The organism is Lentzea sp. JNUCC 0626 (genome assembly GCF_043632865.1).
Lineage (GTDB): Bacteria > Actinomycetota > Actinomycetes > Mycobacteriales > Pseudonocardiaceae > Lentzea.
In genome coordinates, this window is the sequence record NZ_CP171635.1 from 1,578,580 (window position 1) to 1,601,458 (window position 22,879).

The following is a 22,879-nucleotide window of genomic DNA, read 5'->3' on the forward strand; positions in this document are numbered from 1 at the left end:
GCCGGCGGGGACAGGTGGTGGGAGTTGTTGACTGACTGTCAATAAGCTCGAACGTAGCAGTCTGTAGCTAGATTACAACAGGTTCTCGGTCTGAATCGACACCGACGAACCGGCAAGGGCAGCTCTATTGACAGACGGTCAACAGTGGCGGCACGGTGGGATCGCTCGCCGACACCTCGTCCGTGGATCGCGTTGGAGGGAGCCCGCCGTGGCCGCAGCAGAGCAGCTGCACCAGTCCGTCGAAGGCCTCACGATCACGAAGCTGTTGCGCCGCAACGCACAGCGGTTCGCCGACCATCCCGCGCTCACCGACGGCATCGGCGAGGACCCGCACACGCTGACGTGGTCCGGACTGCGCACCGAGGTCGCCGTGCTCACCCGAGGTCTCGCCGCCGTGGGACTCGGGCGGGGCAACCGGATGCTGATCGCCATGTCGAAACGGCCGGAGCACTGGATCGTCGACCTCGCGGCGGTCCACCTCGGTGCCCTGCCGTGCAGCACCTACGACACGCTGAGCACCGAGCAGATCCGGTTCGTGGCCCGGCACAGCGCCGCCACCGTGCTCGTGCTGGAGGGCGCGGAGCAGATGCGCCGCTGGCAGCCGGTGCTCGACGACCTGCCGCACCTGCGGTCGATCGTCGTGCTGGACCCGGACGTCGCACCGAGCGGTGACATCCGGTTCGTCAGCTACGCGGACCTGCGCGGCGCCGAGGACCCCGCGTTCGAGACGCTCACCGACGAGGTCACCCCGCACCAGCCGCTGGCCGTCGTCTACACCTCGGGCACCACCGGCGAACCCAAGGGTGTCGTGCTGTCCCACCACAACGTGATCTACGAGTCGTTGATGCAGGACCACCTCGTGCCGTTGACCGAACACCCGCGATCCGTCGCCTACCTGCCGATGGCGCACATCGCGGAACGGGTGCTCGGCATCTACATGCCCATCTGCAACGCGGGCCACGTGACGATCTGCGCGGACCCGACGCAGTTGCTCGCCTCGCTGCAGGCGGTCCGGCCGCACGGGTTCTTCGGCGTCCCCAGGGTGTGGGAGAAGCTCGCCGCCGGGCTGCGGGCGAAGCTCGCCACGCTCACGGGTGAGCAGGCCGCCGCCGTGGCGCTGGCCCGGGACACCTCGTTGGAGGTGTTCCACCTGAGGTCGGCGGGCAAGGAGGTCCCGGCCGGACTCGCCGCCCGTCAGGGACAGCTCGACGCGCAGGTGCTGCGGCCGATCCGCGCGGCCATCGGGCTCGGCGAGTGCGGGCGCGCGTTCAGCGGGGCGGCGCCGATCCCCACCGCGGTGCTGGAGTTCCTGGCCGGGGTGGGAATTCCGGTGTACGAGGTGTGGGGCCTGAGCGAGACGACGGGCGCCGCCACGGTCAGCACCCCGGAGGTGTTCGCGCTGGGTGCGGTCGGACGTCCGGGGCCCGGCATCGAGGTCAGGGTGGCCGACGACGGCGAGCTGTTCGTGCGCGGTCCTGTTGTCTGCCAAGGCTATCTCCGCGCCGACGGGGGAGTGGACCCCGCGACCGACGCCGACGGCTGGTTCCCGACCGGTGACGTCGGTGTCGTCGACGACCGGGGCGTAGTGGCCATCACCGACCGCAAGAAGGAACTGATCATCACCGACGGGGGCAAGAACGTCGCCCCGACGAAGATCGAGTCACTGTTGCGCGCACACCCGCTGATCGCCTACGCGGTCGCCATCGGCGACCGCCGCCCGTACCTCACCGCCCTGATCGTGCTGGACGAGGAGGCCGCACCGCTGTGGGCACGAGCCCGCGGCCTCGACCCGGCGGACCTGGCCGCGCACCCGGAGGTGCTCGACGCGATCGGTGCGGCGGTGGCGGAGGCGAACGAGGTGCTGTCCCGTGCCGAGCAGGTGAAGGAGTTCCGCGTGTTGAGCGTGCCCTGGACGGCGGAATCCGGTGAGCTGACGCCGAAGCTGAGTCTGCGGCGCAAGGCGATCGACTCCCTGCACGCCGCGTCGATCGAGTCGATGTACACGAGGGGAACCACGGGATGAGCGGTCAGCACCAGGCACAGCGACGCCGGATGGAACCGGACGCGCGGCGTGCGGAGATCCTGGGCGCCGCCCGCCGGCTCTTCGGCGCCCACGGCTACACCTCGGTGTCCACATCGGACATCGCGACCGAGGCGGGCGTCACCCGTGCGTTGATCCACCACTACTTCGACACCAAGCGCGCCCTCTACCTTGAGGTGGTGCGGCAGATGATGGTCGTGCCCGCGTCCGTGTCGGAACGGCTGCCGCGGACCACGTCCGAGGAGCGCGTGTCCATCTGCGTCGACCGGTGGCTGGAGGTCGTGGAGCGCAACAGGGAGATGTGGCTCTTCGCGATCGGCCTGGAGAACCTCGGCAACGACCCGGAGATCGAGCAGATCATGCTGGAGGCCGACGAGATCGCGACGGACCGCGTTCTCGAAGCCGTGATGATGACCGACGTCGCCGAAGGGCAGCAGAAGCTGCGGGCGATGGTCCGGGCCCACAGCGGCATGCTCAAGGCCGCCTCCCGCGAGTGGCTCGTGCGCGGCACGCTCAGCCGCGCCGACCTGCACGTGATGCTCACCCGCACCGTTCTGCACCTGGTCGACACCGTCTTCCCCGCCGTGCGGGACTGAGGAGGTCGCACAATGGCAAGAAAACTGACCGACGAGCGCCGCGATCTCGTCGACGCGATCGCGGACTTCTGCCGTCGCGAGCCACGGGTCCAGGGCGAGCCGCACGACCAGGTCGTCTACGAGAAGATGGCCGCACTGGGCTGGCTCGGCATCGCCGTTCCCGAGCAGTACGGCGGTTCCGGCCTGGGCATGACCGACCTGTGCCTGTTCCTGGAGGAGACCGCCTACGGCCTCGCGCCGATCAGCGGGTTCGGCACCACGATCATCGCGGCGGCCGCGTACGAGAAGTTCGGTACGGAGGACCAGAAGCGCGTCGTTCTCGAGGGCGTGGTGAAGGGCCGGGTCGAGGCCATCTCGATGTCCGAACCGGGAGCGGGTTCCGACGTGAGCGCGCTGACGTGCCGCGCCGACAAGGTCGACGGCGGCTACCTGGTCAACGGACAGAAGACCTGGTGCTCCAACGCCCACTTCGCCGACCACGTCCTGCTCATCGCCCGCACCTCGCAGGAGGGGTCCCGGCACCAGGGGCTCACCCAGTTCATGGTGCCCACCACCGCCGACGGCCTGCAGATCAAGGGCATCGACACCATGGGCGGCCGCGAGGTCAACGACCTCTACTTCACCGACTGCTTCCTGCCGGACTCGGCGGTCGTCGGCACACCAGGAGCCGCGTGGACGCAGCTCATGGCCGGGCTGAACCTGGAACGGATGATCCTCGCGGCGCTGATGCTGGGCGTCGCCAGGCGGGCGTTCGACGACACCCTCGCGTACGTGCGTCAGCGCGAGCAGTTCGGCCGCCCGATCGGCTCGTTCCAGGCGTTGAAGCACCGGATCGCCGACATGGCCACGGAACTCGAGTGCGCCCGGCTGCTGCTCGACGACGTGGCCGCCGCGATCACCGCCGAACCGGACCGCGTCTTCGCCCGGGAGGCGTCCATGGTCAAGCTCAAGTGCACCGAGCTGGCCAAGCACGTTGCCCTGGAAGGAATGCAGATGATGGGCGGCTACGGCTACGCCACGGAGTACGGCATGGAAGCGTTGTTGCGGTCGGCCGTCGTGTCCACTGTGTATGGAGGAACGAGCGAGATCCAGCGCGACATCATCGGCAAGACCTACGGGCTGTAGAGGAGTCACGAGTGCTGAGGACGAGGTTCTGCGAGACGTTCGGTGTGGAGCACCCGATCGTGCAGGGCGGCATGCAGTGGGTGGGCAGGGCCGAACTGGTCGCGGCCGTGGCGAACGCGGGCGCCCTCGGTTTCCTCACCGCGCTCACCCAGCCCACCCCGGAGGCGCTGGCGCGGGAGATCGCGCGCTGCCGCGAGATGACGGACCGGCCGTTCGGCGTGAACCTGACGATCCTGCCGTCCATCACCCCGCCGCCCTACGACGAGTACCGGCGCGCGATCGTCGAGTCCGGCGTGAAGGTCGTCGAGACGGCGGGCTCCAACCCGCGTGAGCACCTGCCGGAGTTCCACGCTCACGGGATCAAGGTGCTGCACAAGTGCACCAGCGTCCGCCACGCGGTGAAGGCGCAGGAGATCGGGGTGGACGGCGTGAGCATCGACGGGTTCGAATGCGCCGGCCACCCCGGCGAGGACGACATCCCGGGCCTGGTCCTGATCCCCGCGGCCGTCCGGCGGCTCACGATCCCGGTCATCGCCTCCGGAGGTTTCGCGGACGGCAGGGGACTGGTCGCCGCGCTGGCACTGGGAGCCGAGGGCATCAACATGGGCACCCGGTTCCTGTGCACGCGGGAAGCCCCGGTCCACCAACGCGTCAAGGACCAGATCGTCGCCAACACAGAACTCGACACCGAGCTGATCTTCCGGCCCCTGCGCAACACCGCGAGGGTCGCGGCCAACGCGGTCAGCCGCAAGGTGGTCGACGTCCTCGGCGACGGCGGCGAGTTCCCCGACGTGCGCGACCTGGTGGCGGGCGCGCGGGGGCGGAAGGTGTTCGAGGACGGCGACCTGGAGGCCGGCATCTGGAGCGCGGGCCTCGCCCAAGGACTCATTCACGACGTGCCGACCGTCCAGGAGCTGGTCGACCGCATCGTGCGCGAAGCCGAGGAGCTGATCACCGGACGGCTCGCCGCGGTCTGCCTCTGACACGCGGTGGGTGGCTCGACCGCGCCCACTACGCTCCAGCACCTGTGGCGACGAAGACGGCTGTGCTCGAGGCCGAGGTCGGGATGGGCAACCAGCACTGCTACGTCGAGGACGTCGCGCTGAGGGAGCCGATCGACGCACTCGACTTCTCCGACCCCACCCGATGGTTGCTCGCGATGAAGAACCGGCTGGCACTGATGAGCGAGGCTCGCCGGTATCACCACGCGTCGGTTCGAATCGAGGCCTGGACCGCCGAACCTCCGGCGCACGACGGGTGGGGGTCCCCGCAGGAGGTCGAACTGCGGCTGGACGAGGGCCGGGTCGAGCTGTGGGAGCTCGGCGCGGGCGTGGCGACAGCAGGGCCGGTCGCGCTGGGGTTCCGGGGCGACGTGCGCGTCCGCGGTTACCGCAGAGGCGGGCGTGAGGTGGACGCGCAGCCGGGCATCGTTCGTGGCGTGGAGATGTTCCTGGTGCGGTTCTGGCCAGCCGACCGCGGGTGAACGGATCTCAGCGAAGCGGCACCGCGGAGGCGCGCAGTGCCTCGGCCAGCCACTCGTACGGGAACAGCTCCGGGGCGCTGTCATTCACGGCGGCCACCAGTTCCATGTACCGGTCGAACGGGCTCTTCGGGTCCGGTGGCGTGCGCTCCCACTCGGCGCCCGCCTCCATGTGGTCGGCCGTTTTGAGCCGGAACTCCCGCGTGTCCGGGATTCCCGGCTCGTCCGGCGTGGCGAAGAGGCCGGTCAGCCAGGCGATCCACTGGTCGGCGATCTCCCGGCCCCGCGGCGAGTCCGGCGGCACCTGCGCGCGCGCCGCGTCGATCGCCGCCTGGCCGATCGGCGTGGCTTCCTCGAACGCGTCCAGCATCGGGCCGGAGGACATCATCGGACCGGCGCCGGTGGTGCACACCTCGTGCAGTTCGCGGCGCAGGGACTGCCGGACCTCGTCGTCGCTGAGCAGTTCCGCCAGCGCGATCCACGCTTCCAGCTGGGCCGCGCTCGGGTGGTCGGGGAGTTCCGGGCGTGCGGCACGCCACCACTCGACCATGCGTTCCGGCGCCTCCCAGCCGGTGGTGACCTCGGTCCAGAACTCGTCGATCAGCCGGTCGCGCTCCTCGTCCGGCATTCCCACCAGCCTGTGCATCAGCATGACCTGCTCGGCCGTGGAGTCCTGGCGCAGGATCACCGACAGCACCGCGCGGCGGCTGCGCAACCTCGCCTCGTGCTGCGCCAACAGGGCCATGTGGGCGGTGGCCAGGTCGCGCAGCGTCGCCTCTCCTGCCAGCACCTGACGGATCTCGTCGAGTCCCGCGTCCAGTTCTCGCAGGGTCCTGACCAGTTCGAGGCGTGCGATGCCGGACACGTCGTAGAGGCGATGGCCCGCCGCGGTGGTCGCCGCGGGCGTGACGACACCGGCCTCCGCGTAGTAGCGGACGGCACTGACGCTCAGCCCGGTCCGCCGGGCCACGTCTCCGATGGCGTACAGCTCGTCCATGTCCATGAACACCACTATGGGATCTCAAGTGGCTTCAGGTGCAAGTCCCGGGTCAGCGTCTCAAGTGGTCTTCAGCGGCGGGCCAGGACGACGCCCGCGATGATGATCGCCCCGCCCAGGGGTTCGTTCCAGTGCAGCGTTTCGCCGAGGACGACGACACCCAGGACCACACCGACGACAGGGGCGAGGTAGGTCACCGTGGAGGCGCTGGTCGCGCCCCAGCCGGCGACGACGTTCGTGTTCCACACGTAGGCCAGCCCGGTCCCGACCACGCCCAACGCGCACACCGCGGCGAGGACGCCCCAGCTCGGGACGGCCGCGCTGGTGATCCAGGCGGGGGCCAGGACGAGCACGATCGCCGCGGCCAGTCCGACCTGGACGGTGGCGAGCGGCTCGGCGCCCAGGCCGCGCGGGGAGACGAACCGGCGCAGGTAGACGAACGCCAGGCCGTAGCTGAAGGTGGCGAGCACACAGGCCAGCTGGGCCACGGCGCCACCGCCGAGCAGGATCCGCCAGGGTGCGAGCACCACCAGGACGCCGAAAAAGCCCAGGGCGAGCCCGGCGAGCTTGGCGCGCGTGGGCCGTTCGGCCGGGAGGGCGGCGAGCGCGACGAGGGTGGTCATCAGCGGGGTGGTCGCGTTGTAGATGCTGGCCAGTCCGGAGTCGATGTGCTGCTCGGCCCAGGCGAACAGGGTGAACGGAAGGACGCACAACACCACCGCGACGACGCCCAGGTGCAGCCACACGACCGGCTCGCGAGGCAGGCGCCGGCGGCCGAGCGCGCAGACGGCGCCGAGGGCGAGTGCGCCGGTGATCAGGCGGCCCGCGACCACCTGCAGCGGGGTCAGGCCCACCAGCGCGAGCTTGATCAGCAGGAAGCTCGATCCCCAGGCGATCGCGAGCAGCGCGAACTGACTCGCCACACGATCGGGGACGTGCGCAGGACTGGCTTGCTGTCGGTGGAGCACGTGATCAGGGTGAGGGTGCGCGGGCCGGTGCGCTGGCGGCAATCGGCCGTGGAGCTCGTCAGACGGACGCGGTGACGTTCGTTGATCGGCGAGCCGTTCCTGCAACCGGGCGTGCCGGAACTGGTAGACCGCACCGACCTGCCGCAGCACGCCGCGACGGTGCGCGTCATCGAGAAAAGTCATGAACCGCACCGGAATGTGGCCGCAGGCAGCCAGCCACAGCCGCGTGCAGCCGAACGCGCCCCAGGCTCGGGACAGGCAGACGCTGAGCCCGACGGCTAGCCCGAACAGGCCGCCGGCCGCCACCGCGTGGGCCACGTCAGGCACGTCCCTGATCACCTGTCCACCGATCAGCGCCCGCCGCCGCTCCGACAACGCCGCACCGCGCCCGCCATGCTGGGCCGCGTCAGCGCCTTGATCAACGCGGTCACCGTGGCGACGGTGCCACTGGGCGCCGTCATCGGCACCGCACTCGCCGGACTAGTGGGCCTGACCTCGGCGATGCTGGTGCTCGCCGTGCTCGCCGCCACCACCCCGGTCTTCTACTGGAGCCGCGGCTTTCGCACGGCCGACCTGGCCAGGCCGCGACCGGTGCGGTGAGGTCCGGCGCCTGAGCTCAGGCCGTCGACCGGGCTGCCTCGCGGTGCCGCCGGTACCTCAGGTACCCGTCCTCGTACTGCGGCACCAGCGCGGGCAATGGATCCACGACCGCCTCGGGTGCGGTCCACGCCGTGACGTCCGGGTCCGCGCCGGTCGCCCGCAGCGCGGCCAGCACCGCTCCGCGCGCTCCCACTTCCGGACTGCGCGCCACGTGCAGCGGGCGGTTCAGCACCGAGGCGAAGATCTCCAGCCACGCCCGTGACCGCGCGCCCCCGCCGCACACCACGACGCGTCCGCGCAGACCGGCGGCCTCGAAGCACTCCCGCGCGGTGTACGCGAGGCCCTCGCAGGTGGCCCTGACCAGGTCGGCAGGGGTGGTGGTGAGCCTGATCCCGGTGAACTGACCGCTGGCCGTCGGGTCCACCACCGGCGCGCGTTCTCCCGACGGCGCGAGGTGGGGGAGCGCCTCGACGCCCGACGCACCCGGCGCGGACGTGGCGAGGACCGCGTCGAGGCTCTCGTGCCGCAGGCCCGTCAGGTTCAGCACCCAGTCCAGCGCCGAGGAACCGGACATGGCCGCCATGACCCGCATCCACCTGCCGGGCGCGGACGTGACGTGCATGCCCGCCGGAGCCCCCGACGTGTCGAGCCGGTCGGTGAGCACCTGGCAGCCGAGCGTGGTGCCGACGATCAACAGGCCGTCGCCGGGCAGGTCCACGCCGCCGCCGACGGCGCACGCGGGCAGGTCGAACGGGCCCGAGGTGACGAGGGCGGACGAGGGAAGCACCGGCGTTCTGCCCGGAGCGATGGGCAACGGGGACACCACCGGGGCCAGGAGGTCGGCGCGGTGGGCGAGGCCCGTGAGTCGCAGGATGTCGGCCGAGTAGGTCCCGCCCTCGGGGGCGCCGAACGGGAGCGAGGCGTCCGAGGTGTCCGTCGCCCGCACGCCGGTGAGCTGCCCGAAGACGACGTCCTTGCAGTGCGCGGCCGTGGTGGCGAGGTCGAGTGAGCGGGGCTCGTGCCGGTCCAGCCAGGCGAGGACGGGCGCCATCGAACCGGAGAACACGGCGTTGCCGTTGACCGAGTAGATCTTGGCCGTGGTGCCGTCCTGCGCCCACTCGTCGACGATGCCGGCGCTGCGCCCGTCCATCCAGTTGATCGCGGTGCGCACCGGTCTGCCGCGGTCGTCCACGAGCCAGCAACCGTCGCCCTGGCCGGTGACCGCGACGAGCGACGGGGTCGCCGCGGCCGTCACCTCCTCGATCGCCGAGAGGACCTCGCGCATCAGTTCGCCGACGTCCTGTTCGACGTGGTCGCGCCGGGGGTGCAGCAGGGTGATCGGCCTGCTGGCGCGGCGGATCACCTGTCCGTTCTCGTCGAAGAGCACGGCTTTCGCGACCGAGGTCCCGACGTCGATGCCGAGAAGATCCACCGCTCACCTCGCTCGTCGCGACCGCGCCGTCTCAACGTTCCTGGGCAGCGTAGGCGCCAACAGTCTCGATTCAGCCGTGAACATTTGTCGTGGACATATGTTCACGGCTCGGTTACTGTCCGCTGGACACGTGATCTGGACCACTCGGACCATCGTCTGGAGGACTCGCCTTGTCCGCTCTGACAGTCCCTGGCGGCGCGAGCAGCCGGTCGCTGCGGAGAGTCGCCGTCGCGGTGGCGGCGCTGCTGCTGATCGTGGTGATGGCGCTGAACACCCGGTTCCTCACGCGGGACGAGGTCGCGGCGCTCGCCCCCAAGCCGTTCGACCCCGCCGCGACCGCCGCGGAGCTCTGGAACCGCGCCCGCACCGACCTGCCCGCCACCGCCACGCCGCTCGCCCAGGTCGTGCCCGCGTTGCAGACCGACGTCAAGGCGGCCGCCGCGCAGTTCAAGGCGGTCGCGCCCAACCAGAACGCCTACGCCTTCCCGGTCGCCGTCCAGGGGGCGATCACGGAGGCGACTGACGCCGGTCTGCGCGTCCAGATCGAGGGCGTGCCGACCGTGACCGTCGCGGCCGGGCCCGCGCTCAACGGCTCGGTCGTGCGCGACGCCGTGAAGTTCACCTTCGCGCAGGCGCCGGACCAGACGCGGTTCCAGCAGGTCGGCGACGAACTGCGCAAGCTCATGACCGCCGAGCTGCAGAAAGCCGGGCCGCTGCAGGGGAAGACGGTGAAGGTCGTCGGCGTGATGAACGTCGTCGCGCCCGCGAACACCATGCCCGCCACCAAACCCGTCGTGATCCAGCCGCTCGCGGTCGAGGTGGTCTCGTGACGAGCGACGTGGTGCTCCGCGCCGTGGGCGTCACCAAGGTCTACGGCGTGACGCAGGCCCTGCGGGGCGTCGACTTCGAGGTGCGGCGCGGGAAGGTCACCGTGCTGTTCGGTGAGAACGGCGCCGGCAAGTCCACGTTGATGAAGATCCTGTCCGGCGTGGAACAGCCGACCTCGGGCGACCTGGTCCTCGACGGCGAACCCGTCGTGCTGGCGTCGACCGACGACGCGGTGAAGCGCGGGATCGCGATCATCCACCAGGAGCTCAACCTCTGCCCGAACCTCTCCGTGCGCGACAACGTCTTCATCGGCCGCGAGCTGCGCACCCGGTTCGGGTCGATCGACTACGCCGCCGAGAAGCGCATCACCCAGGACCTGATGGACCGCCTCGAGGAACCCATCACGCCGGGAACCCTGGTGCAGGACCTGAGGGTGGGGCAGCAGCAGATCGTCGAGATCGCCCGCGCGCTCGCCGCCGACGCCCGCGTGCTGATCATGGACGAACCGACGTCGGCGCTGTCGGCCGGCGAGATCGAGGTGCTGTTCAAGGTCATCCGCGAGCTGTGCGCGCAGGGCGTGGCGATCGTCTACATCTCCCACCACCTCGAAGAGGCGATCGAGATCGCCGACCACGCGGTGGTGTTCCGCGACGGCTCGCTGGTGGCGAAGAAGGACGCGGAGGACCTCGACCTCGCCTGGGTCGTGCGCACGATGGTCGGTCGCGACGCCGACTACGACTTCAGCGACGAGCCGCGCGAGCACGGCGAGGTCGCGCTCCGGATCGAGAACCTGACCGTGGCGGAACCGGCGACCGGCCGCGTCGTCGTCGACGACCTGTCCCTCGACGTCAAAGCAGGCGAGATCGTGTGCCTCTACGGCCTGATGGGCGCCGGACGAACCGAACTGCTCGAAGCGATCGCCGGCCGCACGCCGGTCGCAAGTGGACGGACGTTGCTCGGCCCGACCGATCTCGCCGGACGGTCGATCGCCGACCGGATCGCCCTCGGCCTCGGCCTCGTGCCCGAGGACCGGCAGCGCGACGGCCTGGTGCAGATGCTCGGCGTCGGCGCGAACCTGTCGCTGGCGAGCCTGCTCACCACCGTGCGGCGCGGCTTCATCGGCCGCGCCAGGGAACGCGAGGGCATCGACCGGCAGATCGCGGACGTGCGGGTGAAGACCGCGCACCCGCAGGCGCCCATCACGTCGCTCTCCGGCGGCAACCAGCAGAAGGTCGTGATCGGCAAGCTGCTCCTGACCAGCCCCTCGGTGCTGCTGCTCGACGAGCCCACCCGCGGCATCGATGTCGGCGCGAAGGGCGAGATCTTCGCGCTGCTGTACCGGAAAGCCCGCGAAGGCATGGCGGTGCTCTACGCGACGTCCGAGGTCGGCGAGGCGCTCACCGCGTCGCACCGCGTGGTCGTCATGAGCAGGGGCCGCGTCGTCCGCGAGTTCGACCCCCGCACCTGCACGCGCGACGAGGTCATGGCCGCCTCCGGCGAGCAGTCCCCGGTGAACGCCCGAAACGGAGGCGAACTGTGAACACGACGACCACCCCGCCCGTCACCGCCCGGCAGGCGGTGCCCGCCGCGCGGACCCGCTCGCCGATCACGCTCAACGCGGTGCTCGTCGAGGGCAGGGCGCTCATCGCGCTGATCGTGATCATCGTGGCGTTCGCGCTGCTGTCGGACAACTACCTCTCCGCCGGCAACATCGTCACGATCATCAAGCAGGTGGCGTTCAACGCCGTGGTGGCGCTCGGCATGCTGCTGGTGATCCTCAACGGCGGCATCGACCTCTCGGTCGGGTCGACGGTGGGCCTCACCGGTGCCGTGGCGGGAACGTTGTTCCGCGGCTTGGACGTGCCGCTGACCGAGGCCATCGCCTACCCGTCGGTGTGGGTCATCGTCCTGGTGTGCGTCGGCGTCGGTGCCCTCACCGGCTACGTCAACGGGTTGCTGATCGCCCGACTAGGGCTCGCGCCGTTCATCGTCACGCTCGGAATGCTTTATGTGGCAAGGGGTCTGACCCAGGTCCTGCTGAACGGCCAGAACATCACCAACGAGCTGAGCGGCCAGCCCTACCTGGGCAACACCGGCTTCTTCGAGGTGTTCGCCAGCAGGCCGCTCGGACTTCCGCTGGCGGCGTGGGTGATGGTGGCGCTGGCCGTCCTGTTCTCGTTGCTGCTCACCAAGACCCCGTTCGGCCGGTGGCTGTACGCGACCGGCAGCAACGAACGCGCCGCCCAGCTCTCGGGCGTGCCCGTGAAGCGCGTGCAGACCCGGATCTACGTCCTTTCCGGACTGTGCGCGTCCGTCGTGGGAATCCTCCAGGTCGCCAACATCAGCTCGGCGACCGCGGATCTCGGCCAGTTCTACGAGCTCAACGCGATCGCCGCGGTGGTGATCGGTGGTGCGGCGCTCTCGGGCGGCCGCGGCACCGTGCGCGGCACGATCATCGGCGCGTTCGTGATCGGGTTCCTGGCCAACGGTCTGGTCATCATCGGCGTCTCGCCGTTCTGGCAGCAGGTGATCACCGGCGCCGTGATCATCCTCGCGGTCGCCGTCGACCAGATCCAGCAACTCCTCCAGCGGCGCCGCAACGCACGCCGTGCCGCAGCGGCCGTGCGCTCGGCAGAACAGCCGCAAACCTCGTGAGTGAAAGGCAGAACCCCATGACGCACCGCAGAAAGCACGGACGCCGGTTCGCCGCGCTGGGCCTCGCCGCCGCACTGACGCTGACCGCGTGCGGGAACGGCGACAGCCAGGGCGCCTCGACCCAGGCCGGCGGCACGATCGCGATCATCACGGTCGACCCGTCGAACCCGTACTGGAAGGCCGAGGTCGACACGGCCCAGAGCGAGGTCACCAAGGCGGGCTACAAGTTCACGCTCTCGGCGCACAAGAACGACCCCGCGCAGCAGAACACGATGGTCGAGACCGCGATCAACGACAAGGTCGCGGGCGTGATCCTCGACCCGGCGGGCGCGGAGGAGAGCATCGCCGCCGTGCAGAAGCTGGTGGACGCGAAGATCCCCGTCGTGCTGGTGAACGCCGAGATCAACAAGACCGGCCTCGCGACCGCGCAGATCGTGTCGAACAACGCCCAGGGCGCCACGCTCGGCGCGGAGGCGTGGGCGAGCGCGATGGGCTACAAGGGCACCTACGTCGAACTGCTCGGCAAGCCCAGCGACAACAACGCCCAGGTCCGTTCCGACGGCTACAAGGGCGTGCTCTCCCAGTACCCCGACCTCAAGAAGATCGGCCAGGAGATCGGCAACTGGGACCGCACCGAGGGCCAGCAGAAGATGGAGGCGTTGCTGTCCAAGAACCCCGACGTCAACGGGGTGATCGCGGGCAACGACGAGATGGCGCTCGGCGCGATCAACGCGTTGAAGCAGGCCGGGAAACTGGCCCAGGTGAAGGTGCTCGGCTTCGACGGCAACCAGGACGCCGTGGAGGCGGTGAAGCGCGGCGAGATGGTCGCCTCGGTGCTGCAACCGATCGTGGAAGGCACTACCAAGGCGGTCGCGCAACTCGCCGAAACGATCAAGACCGGGAAGAGCGGAGCCTCCGAGGAGAAGCAGGCGCTCGACTGTACGCTCGTCTCGAAGGACGTCGCTCCCAAGGTCAACAACTTCGTCCTCGCCGCGGGGTAGGAGCCGGCCTGTCCGGCGAGCACGACACCGAGAGCGGGGAGACCGCGCGATCATGACTGGCAGCGGGAACGCCTCAGGGCGGGAGCAGCAGCCGCGCATCACGCCCCAGCTGCTCTACGCGGTGGGAGCCCTCTACTACCTCGAAGAGCAGACCCAGGCGCAGATCGCGACCCGCCTCGGCACCAGCAGGCCTACGGTCAGCAGGTTGCTCGCCGAGGCGCGGCGCCAGGGCGTCGTCCGGATCGAGCTCGTGGCTCCCGGCAGCGAGGACGACGAGTCGCTCGCCGAACAGGTGCGGGTGGCGCTCGGGTTGCAGAAGGTGCACCTGGCGCCGTTCGCGCCGCGGGCGGTCGTCGGCGCGTCGCTCGCCTCGGCGCTCACCCGCGCGTTGCGGTCGATGGACCTGATGTCCGACGACGTGCTGCTGGTCGGGTCCGGACGCGCGGTGTACGAGGTCGCGCAGGCGGACCTGCCAGAACTGCCCGGGGTGACGATCGTGCCCACGGTCGGCGGCCAGGACGATCCCGAGCCCTGGTACCAGACCAACGAGGTCACCCGGCAGATCGCGGCGAAGGTCGGCGGCAGGCCCGTCTTCCTGTACGCGCCCGCGCTGCCCGGTCCCGACCTGCACGAGAAGCTGATGGACGACCCGTCGTTCACCAGGGTGCAGGAGCTGTGGGGCCGGGCGCGGTGCGCGGTGGTCGGCGTCGGCGCGCCCCCGGCCGCACGCCGGTCGTTGCCGAGCTTCGTGCCCAAGGACGCTCCGTGGATCAAGGAGGCCGTGGGCGACGTGTGCACGCGGTTCTTCGGCGCCGACGGTCAGCCGCTGGTGTTCGAGGGGTCCGACCGCGTGGTGTCGACGAGTCTCGAGGTGTTGCGCGGGGTGCCGACCGTGATCGCGGTGGCGTCCGGGCACGAGAAGGTCGAGAGCATCCTCGCCGCGGCGGGCGCGGGCTGGTTCACCGAGCTCGTCACGGACTCGCTGACCGCCTCCGAACTGCTCGACGCCGCGAACGGGCGCCTCGCCTCCTGACCCCCGCCGGTGGTGCCGGCCCGCGCTGGGCCGGCCCTTTAGCGTGCCCGAAAACAGTCGCTGAACTGCATGAACAAATGTTCTGAACATGTGTTGACAGCGAGGTGGGTGGCGACCCAGGCTGGAGCGGTAGCAACCGCAGAGGAGGTCGCCGGTGTTCTCCGAGATCCCGAACCGCATGCAGGCCGTCGTCGTGCACGGACCCCAGGACTACCGACTGGAGGAGGTCGACGTTCCCCAGCCGGGAGCGGGCGAACTGCTCATGCGGGTCGAGGCCGTGGGCATCTGCGCGAGCGATCTGAAGTGCTTCCACGGCGCCCCGAAGTTCTGGGGCGACGAGAACCGCCCCGCCTGGGCGCAGACCGGCATCACGCCCGGCCACGAGTTCGTCGGCACGGTCGTCGCCGGTGAGTCCGCGCACGGCGTCGCGATCGGCGACCGGGTCGTGTGCGAGCAGATCGTGCCGTGCGAGGAGTGCCGCTACTGCCGGCGCGGCCAGTACTGGATGTGCGGGCCGCACGACATGTTCGGCTTCCGCAACTACAACGGCGCGATGGCCGAGTACCTGCTGATCCCGGCCAAGGCCAGGGTGCACCCGATCTCGAAGGACCTGCCCGCGCACCACGCCGCGTTCGCCGAACCGCTGTCCTGCGCGCTGCACGCCGTCGAACGAGCGTCGATCACCTTCGACGACGTCGTGGTCGTGGCCGGATGCGGCCCGATCGGCCTGGGCCTCGTCGCCGGGGCGCGGGCGAAGAACCCGAAGCTCCTGGTCGCGCTGGACCTCGACGACGCCAAGCTGGAGCTGGGCCGCCGTTGTGGCGCCGACATCGTCATCAACATCGGCAAGCAGGACGCCGTCGCGGCCGTGAAGGACATGACCGACGGCTACGGCGCCGACGTCTACCTGGAGGGCACCGGCCACCCGTCGGCGGTCGGCCAGGGCCTGAACCTGCTGCGCAAGCTCGGCACATACGTCGAGTACTCGGTGTTCGGCTCGGACGTCTCGGTCGACTGGTCGATCATCTCCGACGACAAGGAGCTCGACGTGCTCGGCGCGCACCTCGGCCCGCACTGCTGGCCCGCCGCCATCAAGATGCTGGAGGACGGCAAGCTGCCCGTCGCCGACATCTGCACGCACCAGCTGCCCATGGCGGAGTTCCAGAAGGGCCTCGACCTCGTCGCCGACACCGGCGGCTCGTCGATCAAGGTCTCGATCCTGCCGAACGGGGCGAGCGCGTGACGAGGATCTTCGACGACCCCGCCCGCTTCGCCGAGGACCAGCTCGAAGGGTTCCTCGACCTCTACGCCGACCGGCTGCGCGGCGTCCCCGGCGGCGTCGTGGCGCACCGCACCGACCGGCCGCAGGTCGCCGTCGTCATCGGCGGCGGGTCAGGCCACTACCCGGCGTTCTGCGGCACCGTCGGTCCCGGGTTCGCCACGGGTGCGGTGGTGGGCAACATCTTCACCTCGCCGTCGGCGTCGCAGGCCGCCTCCGTCGGCCGTGCCGCGGACCAGGGCAGGGGCGTGATCTTCAGCTTCGGCAACTACGCCGGCGACGTGATCAACTTCGGCCTCGCCGCCGACCGGATGCGCGACGAGGGCATCGACACGCGGATCCTGCTCGTCACCGACGACATCGCGTCGTCCCCGGAAATCGCACAACGACGGGGGATCGCGGGCGACTTCACCGTCTTCAAGGTGCTCGGCGCCGCCGCGGCCGAGGGCCACGACATCGACGTCGTCGAGACGTTCGGCCGCCAGGCCAACGACCACACCCGCACGCTCGGCGTGGCGTTCTCCGGCTGCACGATGCCGGGCGCCGACGATCCGCTCTTCACCGTCCCGCCGGGACAACTGGGCCTCGGCCTTGGCATCCACGGCGAGCCCGGCATCCGCGACATGGCAACGCTCCCCGCCACGGAACTCGGCAGGATGCTCGTCGACGACCTGCTCGCCGACGCACCCGACACCACCTCGCGCCGGGTCGCCGTGATCCTCAACGGCCTGGGCACCACCAAGTACGAGGAACTGTTCCTGCTGTGGCGGATCGTGGCCGCCCGCCTGCGCGAGGCCGGACTCACGATCGTCGCGCCCGAGGTCGGCGAGCTGGTCACGAGCCTCGACATGGGCGGCTGCTCGCTGACCCTGATGTGGCTCAACGACGACCTCGAACGCCTGTGGTGCGCCGACGCCTACACCCCCGGCTACCGCAAGACGGCCGCTCCGCTGCAACCGCTGCTCAAGCCGACCGCCTCGGAACACCAGCTGGTGCCCCCGGTGCTCGCCGTGCCGTCCGCGAGCGCGGACTCCGTCGCGCTGGCCGCGACGATCCGGGCCGTGCTGAAGGCCGCCCGCGACACCATCGCCGAGCACGAGCACGAACTGGGCCGCATCGACGCGGTCGCGGGCGACGGCGACCACGGCCGCGGCATGCGCAAGGGAGTGGAAGCCGCCCTGGCCCGGGCGGAGGGCACCGGCCAGGACGCGGGCGCCGGCTGGGTGCTGCGCCAGGCCGGCCAGGCGTGGGCCGACGAGGCGGGCGGCACGTCCGGTGTCCTCTGGGGAGCCGCGCTCGAAGCCGTGGGCCGCGACCTGGACGACTACGGCGCCGCGTTCGGCCCGGACGACCTGGCCCGCGCGGTCCGCGAGTTCACCGCCACCATCCACAAGCTGGGCAAGGCCAAACTCGGCGACAAGACCATGGTCGACGCGCTGGTGCCGTTCGGCACCGAGCTGGAGACGGCGCTGAACACCGGCGTCGCGACCGCGAAGGCGTGGTCGGTGGCGGCCGCGGTCGCCACGCTCGCGGCGGCGGAGACAGCCGAACTCACCCCGCGCATCGGCCGGGCCCGTCCCCTCGCCGAGAAGAGCGTGGGCACCCCGGACGCGGGCGCCACCTCGTTCGCGCTGCTGTGCACCGCGATCGGCTCCCACCTCACCTCGGAGCGACCAGCATGACGACCCTGCGCATCGTCGTCGGATCGGACGACGCCGGTTTCGAGTACAAGGAGTCCATCAAGGCCGACCTGGCCTCCGACGCCAGGGTCGGCGAGGTCGTCGACGTCGGCGTCGAGGCGGACGGGCACACCGCGTACCCGCACATCGCCATCGACGCCGCCCGCCTCGTCGCCGAGGGACGCGCCGACCGCGCGATCCTCATCTGCGGCACGGGCCTGGGCGTCGCGATCTCGGCCAACAAGGTCGAGGGCGTGCGCGCGGTGACGGCCCACGACTCGTACTCCGTCGAACGGTCGGTGCTCAGCAACAACGCCCAGGTCCTGTGCATGGGACAGCGGGTCGTGGGCCTCGAACTGGCGCGCCGGCTGGTCGCCGAGTGGCTCGGGTACACGTTCGACCCGAGCACCGGCTCCGCCGGCAAGGTGCGGGCGATCGACGAGTTCGAGCGCCTCAAGCGAGCCTGAAGGAGCCGATCAGGCCTCGCCGTCCTGCACGCACCGGGCCACCTGGACGCGGTTGGTGACCTCCAGCTTCGCGAACACGCTGCCCACGTGCGTCTTGACGGTGGCCAGGCCGAGGTGCAGCGACCCGGCGATCTCGGCGTTGGACAACCCCTCGGCGACCGCGACGGCGACCTCGCGTTCGCGGCTCGTCAGCCGCGCGAGCAACGCACGGGCCGTTCTTCGCCGTGCGTCGTCGCCCTGGCTGGTGACGACGTTGATGAGGCGGCTGGTGACGCTCGGCGAGAGCATCGGCTCGCCCTGGGCGACGCGGCGCACGGCGGCGACGATGTCGGCGGGCCTGGTGTCCTTCACCAGGAACCCGGCGGCGCCCTCGCGCAGTGCCGTGACGACCAGTTCGTCGGTGTCGAAGGTGGTCAGCACGACGATCCTGGCCGGAGATCCCCGGTCGCGGAGCTGCCGCAGGGCGGTCAGGCCGTCCATCCGCGGCATCCGGACGTCCATCAGGACGACGTCCGGTCGTTCGCGCAGGACCACGTCGACCGCCTCGCGCCCGTCGGCCGCCTCGCCGACGACGTCGATGCCTTCGGCGCCGCCGAGGATCATCAGCAGGCCCGCCCGCACCAGCGGGTCGTCGTCCACCAGGACCAGCCGGACCGCGGTCAGCTCTGCCACGGCAGCCTCGCGGTCACGGCGAACGACCCGTCCGGCCGCGGTCCGTGCACGAGCGTCCCGCCCGCGAGTTCGGCCCGTTCGGCGAGGCCGAGCAGTCCCACCCCCGGTGCTGACGCCGTGCCGGGACCGGGGCCCAGCGGGTTGCTGATCTCCACTTCGAGCACGTCGTCGGCGATCCCGGCGAGGCGCACGACGACGGGCTCGCCGGGCGCGTGCCTGCGGGCGTTCGTCAGGGCTTCCTGGACGATCCGGAAAGCCGTGCGCGACAGGGTTTCCGGAAGCCCGGGCACCTCTCCGCCGTCGAACCGCACCGTCGAGCCCGCCTCCCGTGCGTCGGCGAGCAACGCGGGCAACTGCGCGAGCGTCGGCTGCGGAGGTTCGGGGGACGCGTCCGCGGCTCCGCCGGAACGCAGGACGCCCAGCACCTCGCGCAGCTCGGCCAGCGCGAGCCGGGCGTTCTCCTGGATGGTGTGCGCCACCTCGGCGGTCTGCGCGCGGTCGAGGTCGTCGCGGTAGGAGAGCGCTCCGGCGTGCAGCGTCACCATGGAGATCCGGTGGGCCAGCACGTCGTGCATCTCCCTGGCGATCCGGTTCCGCTCCGCGTCGCGGGCGACCCGCGCGGTCAGCGCCTGTTCCCGTTCCGCGGTGAGAGCGCGCTCGCTCAGCGAGCGGACCAGCGCCCGGCGAGTGGCGGCGTAACGACCGGTGGCCACGGCGGCGGCGAAGAAGACCGCGCTCAGCACCACACTGCTCGCCGGTTCGAATCCGCTGCCCTCGGTGAACAGAAAGCCTGGCCGGTAGAGGAACTCGGACACGACCGCACCGGCGAGGAACACGCTCGCGGCGACCACGAGCGGCTCCCGTCGGCGCCGCGTGGCGAGCGAGGCGACGGCGAGCGCGGCCGGGCCCATGCTCGCCACGGACACGGTGCAGGCAGCGCCAGTGAGGCAGGCCGCGAGCAGAGGATGACGCCGCCGCAACGGGAGCACCGCGAGCGCCGCCACGCCGACCGCGAAGTCGAGCACCAGCGCCGCACCCACGACGTCCTGCTGCGCCGGGGTCAGCGTCCCGGACAGCACCACCGCCGTCTGGGCGCACCACAGCGCCACGCCGACGACCGCGGCGAGCAGGTGGCGCCAGGAGCGGGACCCCAGGCGCAGCAGCAGTTCCGGCATGCCCGAAGCCTAAGGGCGCGAGGTGTGTCGCGGATCAACCGCAAGGCTCGAGCTCCTCCACCTCTGGGTGGAGACGAACGGGCCTCCGTGGGGAGTCGCCCGGTCCTGCGACGGGGCACCGTTGGCGTCATCACCACCACTACCGGCGTTGCGCCACAAGGAGAAGCCATGACGAATCCCAAGACGCTGGCGAGGACGGCCGGTCTGCTGTACCTGGTGGTCGTCGTCCTCGGCACGTGGGCCGAGTTGGTCGTCCGCGCCGGCGTGCACGTCCCCGGCGACCCCACCACCACAGCGGCCAACATCGTGAACCACGAAGCGCTCTTCCGCTGGAGCATCGCGGCGGACGTGCTGATGGCGGTGGCCTTCGTCCTGTTAGGACTCGCCCTGCACCGGCTGCTGCACCACGTGGACGAGGGCGCCGCGATGACGCTCCTGGTCTTCGTCGCGGTCGGCGCGGGCTCCATCCTGCTCAACCTCGCGCTGCAGGCGGGCGCTCTGCGCGCGGCCACCGATCCCGCGCAGGCCGACGGTCTCGCGTTGCTGCTGCTCGACCTCCACGGCGACGGCTACACGCTCGGCGGCGTGTTCTTCGGCCTGTGGCTGCTGCCCATGGGCCGGCTCGCCCTGCGCTCGGGCCTGTTCCCGAAGCCGTTGGGCGTGCTGCTGGTCGTCGGCGGAGTCGCGTGGATCGCCGACCCGGTGATCGCGTTCGCGCTGCCGGAGGCGCCGGAGTTCGTCCGGGCCGTGGTGTCGGCGCCCACGTCGCTGGGCGAGTTCGGCCTGATGATCTACCTGCTCGTCCAGGGCGTCCGGACCTCCGCCCGCCCCGTGGTCCCGGCTCAGCCCTCCAGGTAGGCGAGCACGGCCAGGACGCGGCGGTTGTCGTCGTCGGACTGGTCGAGCCGGAGCTTGGTGAAGATGTTGAAGGTGTGTTTGCTGACCGTCTTCTCGGTGACGAGCATCCGCGCCGCGATGGCGGAGTTGGAACGCCCCTGGGCCATCAGGGAGAGGACCTCCCTCTCCTTGGTGGTCAAGGTGTTCAGACCGGGATCGGCCGACCGGCGGCTCACCAGCGCGGAGACCACCTCGGGGTCGATGACCGTCCCGCCGCCGGCGACCCTCCGCACGTCGTCGACGAACTGCCCGACGTCCACGACCCGGTCCTTGAGCAGATAGCCCACCGCCCCGGCGCGGTCAGCCACGAGTTCCCGCGCGTACAACTGCTCCACGTACTGCGACAGCACCACGACCGGGAGGCCGGGGACCTCGGCACGGGCCTCGATCGCGGCGATCAGGCCCTCGTTCGTGAAGGTCGGCGGCAGGCGCACGTCCACGACGGCGACGTCCGGTCGCAGCGTGGTCAGGGCCCGCAGCAGGGCGGGGCCGTTGTCGACGGCGTCGAGCACCTCGCACCCGTTCGCCTCGAAGATCCTGATCAGGCCGTCGCGCAGCAGTGCCAGGTCTTCGGCTAGGACGATGCGCACGGCAGCGACATCCTTATCTCGGTGGGTCCTCCGGGCGGGCTGTGCACGGTCAGGGTGCCGTCGAAGGCGGCCAGGCGGCGAGCGACGCCACGCAGCCCTTGGCCGGCGTTGACGTCCGCGCCACCACGTCCGTCGTCGGTCACCCGCAGCACCAGCTCGCCCGTGTCCGCCGTGCGGGGCGTGAACTCGACCTCGATCCGGACGAGGTTCGCGTGGGCGTGCTTCATGGCGTTCGACAGGGCTTCGCTTACGGCGAAGTAGGCGGCCGACTCCACCGGCGCCGGCAGTCGTCCGGGCAGGCGGGTGTCCACAGTGGTCTCGACGGGGTTGGTCAGGGCCAGCGCTCGCAGCGCGCCGTCCAGGCCGCGGTCCGCGAGCACCGGCGGGTGGATGCCGCGCACGAGGTCGCGCAGTTCGGCCAGGGCGTCGGCGGTCACCGCCTGGGCGTCGGACAGCATCCGCCGCACGGCCTGCGGGTCGTCTTCGAGCACCTGCTTCGCCAGCCCCAGGCTCATCCCCAGCGACACGAGCCGTGCCTGCGCGCCGTCGTGCAGATCCCGTTCGATCCGGCGCAGTTCGCCGGCCTGGGCGTCGATGTTCTCGGCGCGAGTGGTCGCCAGGTGGGCGACGCGGGCGCGCAGGCGGACCTGCTCGGAGGTGCCCAGCAGGGAGCGCGTCACGACGGCGTTCAGCCGTGCCAACGGACCGGACGTGACGTACCAGAGCGCCAGGAACACCGGCCCGAGCGGCACCAGGGCGAACGACTTCCCGACGCTGTCCAGGCGGAAGCCTTCACCGAGCGGTGTGCGGAACACCTGCGGTGGCGTCAGTTCGTAGATCAGCGGGTAGAGCAGGCAGGTCACGCCGAAGAGGAAGAGCACGAGCGACAGGCCGCTGGTGAACCAGATGGTGAGCGAGTTGACCACCAGCCACGCCCAGTCCCGCCAGCTCGCCGGATCACGCAGGATCGTCCACAGCCGACGCGGCCAGTTCGCCTGGGGGAGTGGCAGGTAGGACCGGTCCACCGGTGCGCCGAGCCGGTCGGACGCCCAACCGCGATGCAGGTCCGCGAACCAGCGCACGAGCACCGCCGCGAGCAGCGTGAGCGGGATGCCGGCGCCGAGCGCGATGAGCGGGATCGACGTGAGCCAGAGCGTCGCCAGCGCCGCCCCCACCGCCGCCGCGAGCAGCAGCACCAGCGACCAGCCCAGCTGGTTCAGCCGCAGGAGCACACCCGATCGCCACGGGTGGGGGACAGGCGCACTGGTGTCGGTCATCGCGCTCCAACGTCGGCTGCGGTCTCCACACGATCATGGCCGGGTGGCCGCTCTTCGCACAGTGGAGTTTCCTCCACCACGATCCGG

The 22,879-nt window shown here is 70.8% G+C and carries 22 protein-coding genes; 15 read left to right on the plus strand and 7 right to left on the minus strand.

Features of this window, described 5'->3' with window-relative positions:
• Window positions 1-208: 208 nt before the first annotated feature.
• From JNUCC0626_RS07155 to JNUCC0626_RS07175, 5 genes are read left to right on the plus strand one after another with little or no spacing between them, the layout of a single operon-like run.
• Window positions 209-2,023, plus strand: a complete 1,815-nt coding sequence (locus tag JNUCC0626_RS07155) for an AMP-dependent synthetase/ligase (RefSeq protein ID WP_394618870.1) — start codon at window positions 209-211, stop codon at window positions 2,021-2,023.
• Entirely contained in the window at window positions 2,020-2,637 is a 618-nt protein-coding gene (locus JNUCC0626_RS07160) for a TetR/AcrR family transcriptional regulator (protein ID WP_394618871.1), read from the plus strand. Before JNUCC0626_RS07155 ends, JNUCC0626_RS07160 begins: the two co-directional genes overlap by 4 nt.
• A gap of 12 nt (window positions 2,638-2,649) precedes the next feature.
• Entirely contained in the window at window positions 2,650-3,762 is a 1,113-nt protein-coding gene (locus JNUCC0626_RS07165; protein ID WP_394618872.1) for an acyl-CoA dehydrogenase family protein, read from the plus strand.
• An 11-nt stretch (window positions 3,763-3,773) separates the two neighbouring features.
• Window positions 3,774-4,745 (plus strand): NAD(P)H-dependent flavin oxidoreductase, encoded by a 972-nt coding sequence (locus JNUCC0626_RS07170; RefSeq protein ID WP_394618873.1) that lies wholly within the window; start codon window positions 3,774-3,776, stop codon window positions 4,743-4,745.
• 44 nt (window positions 4,746-4,789) lie between these two features.
• Entirely contained in the window at window positions 4,790-5,245 is a 456-nt protein-coding gene (locus JNUCC0626_RS07175) for a hypothetical protein (RefSeq protein ID WP_394618874.1), read from the plus strand.
• A 7-nt stretch (window positions 5,246-5,252) separates the two neighbouring features.
• Here the strand turns inward: JNUCC0626_RS07175 and JNUCC0626_RS07180 are convergent, their stop codons facing one another.
• Both JNUCC0626_RS07180 and JNUCC0626_RS07185 read right to left on the minus strand, forming a co-directional pair.
• Window positions 5,253-6,245, minus strand: a complete 993-nt coding sequence (locus JNUCC0626_RS07180; RefSeq protein ID WP_394618875.1) for a MerR family transcriptional regulator — start codon at window positions 6,243-6,245, stop codon at window positions 5,253-5,255.
• 65 nt (window positions 6,246-6,310) lie between these two features.
• Entirely contained in the window at window positions 6,311-7,582 is a 1,272-nt protein-coding gene (locus tag JNUCC0626_RS07185; RefSeq protein ID WP_394618876.1) for a DMT family transporter, read from the minus strand.
• An 18-nt stretch (window positions 7,583-7,600) separates the two neighbouring features.
• Between JNUCC0626_RS07185 and JNUCC0626_RS07190 the strand changes: the two genes are divergently transcribed.
• Window positions 7,601-7,807: a hypothetical protein gene (locus JNUCC0626_RS07190; RefSeq protein WP_394618877.1), complete on the plus strand. Its 207-nt coding sequence runs from the start codon at window positions 7,601-7,603 to the stop codon at window positions 7,805-7,807.
• Window positions 7,808-7,823: 16 nt separating this feature from the next.
• On the opposite strand, the gene JNUCC0626_RS07195 is transcribed toward JNUCC0626_RS07190, so the two are convergent.
• Entirely contained in the window at window positions 7,824-9,239 is a 1,416-nt protein-coding gene (locus JNUCC0626_RS07195) for an FGGY family carbohydrate kinase (protein ID WP_394618878.1), read from the minus strand.
• A gap of 170 nt (window positions 9,240-9,409) precedes the next feature.
• On the opposite strand from JNUCC0626_RS07195, the gene JNUCC0626_RS07200 reads away from it, so the two are divergent.
• The 8 genes from JNUCC0626_RS07200 to JNUCC0626_RS07235 all read left to right on the plus strand — a co-directional run bounded on the left by JNUCC0626_RS07200 (window position 9,410) and on the right by JNUCC0626_RS07235 (window position 18,181).
• Window positions 9,410-10,069: a DUF2291 family protein gene (locus JNUCC0626_RS07200; RefSeq protein ID WP_394618879.1), complete on the plus strand. Its 660-nt coding sequence runs from the start codon at window positions 9,410-9,412 to the stop codon at window positions 10,067-10,069.
• Window positions 10,066-11,607, plus strand: coding sequence for a sugar ABC transporter ATP-binding protein (locus JNUCC0626_RS07205; RefSeq protein WP_394618880.1), 1,542 nt, complete (start codon window positions 10,066-10,068; stop codon window positions 11,605-11,607). The genes JNUCC0626_RS07200 and JNUCC0626_RS07205 overlap by 4 nt, the downstream gene beginning before the upstream one ends.
• A complete protein-coding gene (locus JNUCC0626_RS07210; protein ID WP_394618881.1) occupies window positions 11,604-12,722 on the plus strand; it encodes an ABC transporter permease in 1,119 nt (372 codons plus the stop codon). The genes JNUCC0626_RS07205 and JNUCC0626_RS07210 overlap by 4 nt, the downstream gene beginning before the upstream one ends.
• Window positions 12,723-12,739: 17 nt before the next feature.
• Window positions 12,740-13,723, plus strand: coding sequence for a D-ribose ABC transporter substrate-binding protein (locus JNUCC0626_RS07215; RefSeq protein WP_394618882.1), 984 nt, complete (start codon window positions 12,740-12,742; stop codon window positions 13,721-13,723).
• A 52-nt stretch (window positions 13,724-13,775) separates the two neighbouring features.
• Window positions 13,776-14,756 (plus strand): sugar-binding transcriptional regulator, encoded by a 981-nt coding sequence (locus tag JNUCC0626_RS07220; protein ID WP_394618883.1) that lies wholly within the window; start codon window positions 13,776-13,778, stop codon window positions 14,754-14,756.
• Window positions 14,757-14,934: 178 nt separating this feature from the next.
• A complete protein-coding gene (locus JNUCC0626_RS07225; protein WP_394621987.1) occupies window positions 14,935-15,999 on the plus strand; it encodes an alcohol dehydrogenase catalytic domain-containing protein in 1,065 nt (354 codons plus the stop codon).
• Window positions 15,996-17,717, plus strand: a complete 1,722-nt coding sequence (locus tag JNUCC0626_RS07230; protein WP_394618884.1) for a dihydroxyacetone kinase family protein — start codon at window positions 15,996-15,998, stop codon at window positions 17,715-17,717. The genes JNUCC0626_RS07225 and JNUCC0626_RS07230 overlap by 4 nt, the downstream gene beginning before the upstream one ends.
• The gene (locus JNUCC0626_RS07235; protein ID WP_394618885.1) at window positions 17,714-18,181 is read left to right on the plus strand and encodes a ribose-5-phosphate isomerase; all 468 of its coding nucleotides are present in this window, start codon (window positions 17,714-17,716) and stop codon (window positions 18,179-18,181) included. Before JNUCC0626_RS07230 ends, JNUCC0626_RS07235 begins: the two co-directional genes overlap by 4 nt.
• Window positions 18,182-18,190: 9 nt before the next feature.
• Here JNUCC0626_RS07235 and JNUCC0626_RS07240 read toward each other — a convergent pair whose 3' ends face one another.
• Both JNUCC0626_RS07240 and JNUCC0626_RS07245 read right to left on the minus strand, forming a co-directional pair.
• Window positions 18,191-18,853: a response regulator gene (locus tag JNUCC0626_RS07240; protein ID WP_394618886.1), complete on the minus strand. Its 663-nt coding sequence runs from the start codon at window positions 18,851-18,853 to the stop codon at window positions 18,191-18,193.
• Window positions 18,841-20,028, minus strand: coding sequence for a sensor histidine kinase (locus JNUCC0626_RS07245; RefSeq protein ID WP_394618887.1), 1,188 nt, complete (start codon window positions 20,026-20,028; stop codon window positions 18,841-18,843). The genes JNUCC0626_RS07240 and JNUCC0626_RS07245 overlap by 13 nt, the downstream gene beginning before the upstream one ends.
• 168 nt (window positions 20,029-20,196) lie before the next feature.
• Between JNUCC0626_RS07245 and JNUCC0626_RS07250 the strand changes: the two genes are divergently transcribed.
• Window positions 20,197-20,886, plus strand: coding sequence for a DUF4386 domain-containing protein (locus JNUCC0626_RS07250; protein ID WP_394618888.1), 690 nt, complete (start codon window positions 20,197-20,199; stop codon window positions 20,884-20,886).
• Here JNUCC0626_RS07250 and JNUCC0626_RS07255 read toward each other — a convergent pair.
• Both JNUCC0626_RS07255 and JNUCC0626_RS07260 read right to left on the minus strand, forming a co-directional pair.
• Window positions 20,871-21,515 carry a LuxR C-terminal-related transcriptional regulator gene (locus tag JNUCC0626_RS07255; RefSeq protein WP_394618889.1) on the minus strand — a complete coding sequence of 215 codons (645 nt, stop codon included), beginning with the start codon at window positions 21,513-21,515 and terminating at the stop codon, window positions 20,871-20,873. The two genes, JNUCC0626_RS07250 and JNUCC0626_RS07255, sit on opposite strands and share 16 nt — an antisense overlap.
• Entirely contained in the window at window positions 21,500-22,792 is a 1,293-nt protein-coding gene (locus tag JNUCC0626_RS07260; RefSeq protein ID WP_394618890.1) for a sensor histidine kinase, read from the minus strand. The genes JNUCC0626_RS07255 and JNUCC0626_RS07260 overlap by 16 nt, the downstream gene beginning before the upstream one ends.
• Window positions 22,793-22,879 lie beyond the last annotated feature (87 nt).